3 protein-coding genes are annotated in these 3445 nt (G+C 59.7%); 2 read left to right on the top strand and 1 reads right to left on the bottom strand.

Features of this window, described 5'->3' with window-relative positions; translation table 11 throughout:
* Positions 1-1278, top strand: a 1278-nt coding sequence (locus CSZ94_RS27000; RefSeq protein ID WP_258001235.1) for a glycoside hydrolase family 18 protein, incomplete at its 5' end; no start/stop codon positions are given.
* Positions 1279-1356: 78 nt separating this feature from the next.
* The gene (locus CSZ94_RS26995; protein ID WP_102124310.1) at positions 1357-2397 is read left to right on the top strand and encodes a cupin-like domain-containing protein; all 1041 of its coding nucleotides are present in this window, start codon (positions 1357-1359) and stop codon (positions 2395-2397) included.
* A 113-nt stretch (positions 2398-2510) separates the two neighbouring features.
* On the opposite strand, the gene CSZ94_RS26990 is transcribed toward CSZ94_RS26995, so the two are convergent.
* Positions 2511-3197: a Bax inhibitor-1/YccA family protein gene (locus CSZ94_RS26990; protein WP_034752039.1), complete on the bottom strand. Its 687-nt coding sequence runs from the start codon at positions 3195-3197 to the stop codon at positions 2511-2513.
* Positions 3198-3445: the final 248 nt, after the last annotated feature.

Genomic DNA, 3445 nt, shown 5'->3' with positions numbered 1-3445 from the left:
ATACACGCCCCACTGCGCGAAGTGGGGTCGTACTTCGCGCAGTGGGGCGTGTATGGCCGCGACTATGAAGTGGCGAACGTGCATTCCAGCGGCGTGGCCGACAAGCTGACGTTCATCAACTACGCTTTCGGCAACATCTATCCGAAAAACGGCGGCTATGAATGTGCCATGATCACCAAGGCGGAACCGGGCGCGACAAATCCGAATTCGCCGGAAGCGGGCACGGGCGGCGATGCCGAGGCCGACTACATCCGCACGCCGAAGCGCACCGTCGATGGCCAGACCATCCCGTGGGATGCTCCCCTGTCGGGCAACTTCCTGCAGCTGAGAAAGCTGAAGGCGGCGCACCCTAACCTCAAACTGTTCATCTCGCTGGGCGGCTGGAGCTGGTCGAAGAACTTCTCCGTCGGTTCGGCCACCGATGCCCTGCGCAAGCAGATGGTGCGTTCCTGCCTCGATATCTACATCAAGGGCAACTTGCCGGTGCAGGGCGGTCGCGGTGGCGTGGGGGCGGCGGCCAACATCTTTGACGGCATCGACATCGACTGGGAATACCCGGTGGGCGGCGGCCAGCCGTACAACACGGTCAGCCCCAACGACAAGCGCAATTTCACCTTGCTGATGGCGGAATTCCGCAGCCAGCTCGATGCACTCGGTGCCGCCAACGGTAAGCGCTACCTGTTGACGGCGGCCGTCGGTGCCGGCAAGGACAAGATCGACAACATGGAACCGGCCCTGTACTCGCAGTATATGGATTGGATCAATCTGATGACCTACGATTTCCACGGCGGCTGGGAAACGAGCACCAACTTCAATGCCCAGCTGTTTGCCGACCCTGCCGATCCGTCGACGGGCATGGCGCGCGAATACGTGGGCGACAAGGCGGTGCAATACATGATTGCCGCCGGCGTGCCGCGCGACAAGCTGCTGCTGGGCATACCGTTCTATGGCCGCGGCTGGACGGGCGTGGCGCCGGGACCGAACGGCGATGGCCTGTATCAGGCGGCCACGGGCACGGCGCCAGGCACCTACGAGTCGGGCATCGAGGACTATAAAATCCTCGTCGCCAAGGCCGGTACGCGCTACTACCATCCCGTGACCAAGCAACTGTACCTGTACACGGGCGTGGGTGGCCAGTGGTGGAGCTATGACGATCCGACCGTCATCGGCACCAAGGTGAAATATGTCAAGGACCAGGGCTTGCGCGGCGCGTTCTCGTGGGAACTCGATGGCGACGCGAATGGCGTGCTGGCGACCGAGGTGTGGAAAGTGCACTAATGTTGATGTAGCGTAAGACGCGGCCGGATAGCCATGCTGTCCGGCCGCGTATTCACTTAAAAAAACAGGAGACGGACAATGGCGGCGCTAGCGACATTCGGAGTCAAGCAGCAGGAGCTGGAACAGGAGCTGAGCCGCGAGTGGCGCAGCTGGATCGCTGAAAATCTCATGCTGGGCAGCCATCCGTCGGCGCTGATGCCGGTGCTGCAACAGGCCGGCATCGCGGAGCCCCGGGCGCGCCGCGAAATCGAACTTGCGTTGCACAGCCCGTATCTTGCCGGCGCCGTGCGCCTGTCGAACCGCCTGGCCAAGCGCGACTGGGTGATCGATATCCAGCGCAAGCTGAACCATCTGCGTCCGACCGAGATTCCCCGCCGCGACAAGCTGTCCGCGCAAGCGTTTCTGGACGAATACTATTCCACCAACCAGCCCGTGATCATCACGGGCATGCTGGACGACTGGCCGGCGATCCGAAAATGGAGCCCGGCCTATTTCCGCGAACACTACGCGCAGCGCGAAGTGGAAGTGCAGTTCGGTCGCGAAGCGGACGCCCAGTATGAAATGAACAGCGTGGCGCACAAACGCATGATGGCGTTTGGCGAGTACGCCAGCCTGGTCGAGAGCAGCGGCACGACCAATGATTTTTATATGACAGCGAACAACAATTCGCAGAACCGGCAAGCCTTGCGCGAGCTGTGGGACGATATCGGCCAGTTGCCCGAGTACCTGAAGCCCGATGGCGGCCCCACGGGTTTTTTATGGTTTGGTCCGGCCGGCACGGTGACGCCATTCCACCACGACCTGACGAACAACTTCATGGCGCAAGTGAAAGGGCGCAAACGGCTGCGCATCATGGCCGCCTGCGAGGTGGCGCGCGTGTACAACCAGCGCCACTGTTTTACGCCCGTCGACGGGCGCGGCATCGACCTGCAGCGCTATCCGCTGATGGCCGACGTGCAGGTGCGAGAATGCGTGCTGGCACCGGGCGAAATCCTGTTTTTGCCCGTCGGTTGCTGGCATTTTGTCGAGGCGCTGGATATTTCCCTTACCGTGGCCTTTACCAATTTCAAATGGGATAACGATTTTTACAGTCAGTATCCGTCGAATCACGACTTTTGATTGCGTTGCCGATTCGCGCGAACTTGCCGCGCACAGCCGCCATACAGGCGGCTTTTTTCACAGACGTAAAAAAGCCGACCCGAAGGTCGGCTTTCGCATTTCTAGCGTAGCGCTTAGTCGCGGCTGCCGCCGGCAAAGCCCAGCAGGGACAGCAGGCTGGTGAAGATGTTGTACACGTCCAGGTAGATGCGCAGGGTGGCCGAGATGTAGTTGGTCTCGCCGCCGTTGATGATTTGCTGCACGTCATACAGGATGTAGGCCGAGAAGATGGCGATGGCGACCATGGAGATCACGATCGACAGTGCCGACAGGCCCAGGAAAATGTTGGCTACCGATGCGAGGATCAGCACGATCACGCCGGCGAACAGCCATTTGCCCATGGCCGAGAAGTCGCGCTTCGAGACCGTGGCAATCGTTGCCATCACGGCCAGGATGGTGGCCGTGCCGCCGAAGGCCGTCATGATCAGCATGCCGCCGTTCGAGTAGCCGAGCGTGCGCGTCAGGATAGGCGTGAGCATCAGGCCCATGAAGAAGGTAAAGCCCAGCAGGACGGCAACGCCGAGGCCCGAGTTCTTGGTTTTTTCAATCGCGTACATGAAGCCGAATGCCACGGCCATGAAGATGATGAAGCCCATGCCGCCGGTCAGCATCGGCAAATGCATTTGCACGCCGATGAAGGCGCCCAGCACGGTCGGTATCATGGACAGTGCCAGCAGCCAGTAAGTGTTGCGCAAGACCTGGTGGCGGACTTGCTGCATGCCCCCCGACAGGTCAAAGGTGCGTTGCATGTTCTGATTCATAGTGCCTCCGTGTTGTCAATTCAAATTACTACTTTGCCCAAGGATAGCATGGACCCCGGTTTTTGCAAAAAAACCAGCTTAAGATTTAATTAAACTCAGGCAGGGGCAGAAAGGCCTACCTCAGGGCGATTGCATGAAGGGTAGGTGCTCGGAGTGACGATAGGGTGAAATATTGCTTGTAAACACGTTGAGAAAGGCGTTTACTCTCGGTATTTGGACGCGTAAATGGCAAACGAACCGATCTCTCT

The organism is Janthinobacterium sp. ROICE36 (genome assembly GCF_002869965.1).
Taxonomy (GTDB): Bacteria; Pseudomonadota; Gammaproteobacteria; order Burkholderiales; family Burkholderiaceae_D; genus Janthinobacterium.
The sequence above is the reverse complement of the archived record's forward strand: the minus strand, read 5'-3'. Positions and strand labels throughout refer to the sequence as shown.

Excerpts from the sequence above, each read along its gene's own strand:
- CSZ94_RS26990 (WP_034752039.1), bottom strand. The coding sequence starts at position 3,197 with ATGAATCAGAACATGCAACGCACCTTTGACCTGTCGGGGGGCATGCAG.
- CSZ94_RS26995 (WP_102124310.1), top strand. The coding sequence starts at position 1,357 with ATGGCGGCGCTAGCGACATTCGGAGTCAAGCAGCAGGAGCTGGAACAG.